The 271-nt window shown below is 39.9% G+C and carries 1 protein-coding gene; it reads left to right on the top strand.

Annotated elements, in window-relative coordinates:
• Positions 1-271, top strand: a 271-nt coding sequence (locus SAY88_RS25075; protein ID WP_332635141.1) for a hypothetical protein, incomplete at both ends; no start/stop codon positions are given.

Genomic DNA, 271 nt, shown 5'->3' on the forward strand with positions numbered 1-271 from the left:
CAACTATTATAGCATCCCTTGCCTTGAGCGACATTACAGTTTTGTTTCAAATTTCCTAATAAGCGAATTTTATTTTTTCATTTTTTTCAAAAAGATTGCGTTACGCTCGCTTCTTATCTCTTACTGGACCGGCATTTTTTCAGATGTTACAGACCAGACCGTTTCTAAGACCCGCATTAAAAAAACGGGCTGGAAACCGGCCCGTTTTTGTCATTTTTTCTTGGAGAGCCATTTGGCGACTTTTTGGGCATCGTCTCCCTTTAAAAGCCCT

The organism is Halalkalibacter flavus, assembly GCF_036663575.1.
Classification (GTDB): Bacteria; Bacillota; Bacilli; order Bacillales; family Bacillaceae_D; genus Halalkalibacter; species Halalkalibacter flavus.